This window comes from Micromonospora pisi, from assembly GCF_003633685.1.
GTDB lineage: Bacteria > Actinomycetota > Actinomycetes > Mycobacteriales > Micromonosporaceae > Micromonospora_G > Micromonospora_G pisi.
Window position 1 is genome coordinate 1,273,239 of the sequence record NZ_RBKT01000001.1, and the last position, 3,158, is coordinate 1,276,396.

Below are 3,158 nucleotides of genomic sequence, written 5' to 3' on the forward strand. Positions count from 1 at the left end.
TGCTGCGAAGCGCGCGTACCCGGGTGGACACCGATGGTCAGCTCGCCGTACCGGTGTGCCAGAGCCCGCGGCCCCCCAGCGAGATGGTGACGTTGCCGTCGGCCTGCAGCACCAGGATTGCCCCGTTGTTGCCGGCGGTGCCCGAACTCCAGAGGGTGGCGTTGCTCTGGGTGTAGAGCACCAGGTGACCGTCGGCCTGGAAGACCAGGTGGTGACCGCCCCTGCCCCCGGTACGGGTCTGCCAGACCAGCCGGCCCTGGTCGTAGAGGAGCACGTTGCCGTCCTTGGCCAGCACGAAGTTCAGCCGGTTGGTGGTCCACGCCTGACCGAGTTGCAGCACCGACGTGCCCTCCACCACCCGGGTCTGCCAGTCCGGCTTCGGCGGCGCGGCGGGCTTGGTCTGCGGGGGCCGGGCCGGCGAGGACGACCCGGTGGTCGGCTTGCCACCGGCGGCCGGTGGCGGAGCGGACGAGGTGTGCGGCGCGGACGGACCCGCTCCGGGACGCGGTGACGTACTCGGACCCGAGGTCGCGGTCGGCTTCGGCGTGCCGGCCGGCTTGCCGCCCAGCCGCACGTCCTGCTCGTAGTAGCCGACGTACCCGGTCACCAGACGGACGTAGTCACGCAGTTCGGCACTGTCCGGCACACCGCCGGCCCGTTGCACCGCCTCCGGTCCACCCCGGAACGCGGCCAGCGCCATCGGGTACTGGTCCTTGCCCAGCGCGGCCACCTCGCCGAGCAGGGTGCACATCGTCCGGCCGAGAGCCGGGACGGCGACGCCCGGATCCCAGGGCGAGGTGGCGGCGGCCGACGGGGCGTACCGGGCCCAGAGCTGGGGGGTGAACTGGGCGATTCCCTGTGCCCGGTGCGGGCCGAGCAGGTTCGGGTTGAACCCGGAGGAGGCCATCAGTTGGGCCGCGACCCGGGCCGGCGAGAGCGCAGGGCAGGTACGGCCGGCCGCCAGTACGGCGGCGATGTACTCGTCCGGCACCGGCTTCGCCGGGGTTCCCTGGCCCGGTAGTGCGCTGCTCGGGCCGGTCGGCCCGGCCGGATCGGAGCCGCCGGTGGCCCGGCGGGCGTACCAGGTGGCGTAGGCGGAGACCCGGTTGACGTATCCCCGGGCCGGCCCCGGTATCCCCTTGGCCGAGGTCACCGCGGCGATGCCGGAGTGGTAGGCGCCCAGCGCCAGCCGCCACGGGTCGCCACCGATGCCGGCCTGACGGACCTGACCCACCAGGTCGCAGGTGAGGTGGGCGAGGGCGGTGATGCTCGCCGCCGGGTCGGTACGCCGGGAGGACGCGCGCGGCTTCCACTTGTCCCACGCGGCGTCGGTCAGTCCGGCCAGCCCCGAGCCGCCGCTGTCTGACTTCCCGTTGAGGTCGAAGCCGGACGCGGCCATCAACTGTCCGGAGAGCCGGGCCGGGGTGAGGACCGGACACGAGTGCGCCGCCGCCGCGATCAGTTCCACCTGACCCGCCGGCACCGGACGGCCGGCGAGCTCGCTGTCCTCGGCGGTGGCGGTCCCGAATCCGGCACTGGCCGCGACCCCGGTCGCGGTGAGCAGGACAAGCAGAACGCCGACCGCGACCCAGCGCCGCAACGGGCTGTCCAGCCGGTCCAGGGCATGCTGGGGCAACTGCGTGATGTGGCGCAGACGTGCCGACGCCGCGAGTCTGCCGCGAAGCCGTTGCATGGCACCACCACCGGGCATCGTGGCCACTTTCGATCTCCCTCAGCTGCCGGGTTCCGTTAGATGACGGCCGGCGGGCACGATCGGTTCAACGGATCTGTCGGGTGCTGGTGGATTTAGTCCGGCACGGTGGCATCGTCGCCGTTTTCGTCGGCTGATCCGGCAGGCTCCGTGAGCGGTGCGTACAGGGTGGACAACGCGCGGTGCAGGCCCACCGTGTCCACGTCGGGCGGCAGGTAGTCATGGGCCCGGATCGCATCCAACATGTCCGGGTCCGGGGCCAGCCGGTGTACCCGCAGGTAGTACGCGACCGCCTCGGTCCAGATCCACCGGCCGTCGGTGAAGAACCCCGTCGGCACCACCTCCCCGGCAGCCGGATCGACCACGTCCTGACTGCGGCTCGGCGTGATCAGCAACGGCACTCCCTCGGCCAGGTAGCTCAGCACGCGATCGCGTTCCTCCCCTTCGAGCAGGGGGTGGGCGGAGTCAAAACCTGGTCCGCGTTCCGGGTCGAAGGTGTCGTACACCCGGGCGACGAGCGGGGCCACCGCCGGGGCGGCGGTCCAGAGCAGGGTGGAGAACCCGAGCGCGGTGCGCTGGTACGCCGGCAGTTCGTCCGCGTCGCAGAACGCCTCGACCTGCGGATCCGACTCCCCGGCGAGTTCCAGGGCGTGCTGCAACGCTGCGGCCCGGGCGGGCAGCACCGCCTCGTTGTCGGCCTGGAGCAGGTAAATCCGGCGCGGTGGCGGCCACTGCGTGTCGATCGCCGGGAACCGCCAGGCCCGCCACAGTGCCCTGAGCGGTGCCCCTTCGTCACGCTGTGCCCGTACCGCCGCGACCGCGGCCCGGTCGGTCTCGTCGGCGGCGCCGGGTCCGTCGTACGGGACGGTCAGGTCGATGCTGTACGGCACCGTGTCGCCGTGATCGGCCAGCTCCTGCGGGCTCACCGGGGCCAGCCCGTACAACGGTTGCGGGTCGACGACCGCGCGCTCGATCTCGGCGAGCGCGTCACTGTCCTCCCCGGCGTCGGTGAGGGTGTCCGCCAGCAGGAGTGCGTCGGTGTCGGTCATCGGCACCCGCCCGGCGAGTACGGCGAAGACCACGGCCTGGGCGATCTCCACGAACTCGCCCTCGGCGAGCCAGCGGCGGCAGGCCGCGATCAGTTCGTCCGGCAGCCGACCGGACATCCGCAACAGCAGCTGGTGGAAGGCGGCGAGCTGATCGCTGGACGCATCTACCGCCTGGGTCATGGCCTTGCCCTTCCCTGCTGCACGTATCCGTCCCACTGTTCGGGGCGGTTGTCCTGACGACGGTTGTGGCACCCGTCCGGTTCAAACCCGCCGGTAACCGTCCCTTGACGAGCCCGGATGGGCAAGGAGTGGTTGGGTTTTGGAAGGCCATTGTTATACCGCACCCGTTGCCGCGCCCGTCCGCACGCCGATGTGACGGCTGGGTGGAACAGCCAGGA

At 71.8% G+C, this 3,158-nt stretch carries 2 protein-coding genes; both read right to left on the reverse strand.

The annotated features are described in order from the left end of the window. Nucleotides 1–37: 37 nt before the first annotated feature. Nucleotides 38–1,720 carry a hypothetical protein gene (locus tag BDK92_RS04865; RefSeq protein ID WP_121154977.1) on the reverse strand — a complete coding sequence of 561 codons (1,683 nt, stop codon included), beginning with the start codon at nt 1,718–1,720 and terminating at the stop codon, nt 38–40. Between the two features lie 86 nt (nt 1,721–1,806). Beyond that, a complete protein-coding gene (locus BDK92_RS04870) occupies nt 1,807–2,940 on the reverse strand; it encodes a hypothetical protein (RefSeq protein ID WP_121154980.1) in 1,134 nt (377 codons plus the stop codon). Nucleotides 2,941–3,158: the final 218 nt, after the last annotated feature.

Bases quoted from the DNA above. Each gene is read 5' to 3' on its own strand.
- BDK92_RS04870 (WP_121154980.1), bottom strand. From the start codon at position 2,940: ATGACCCAGGCGGTAGATGCGTCCAGCGATCAGCTCGCCGCCTTCCAC.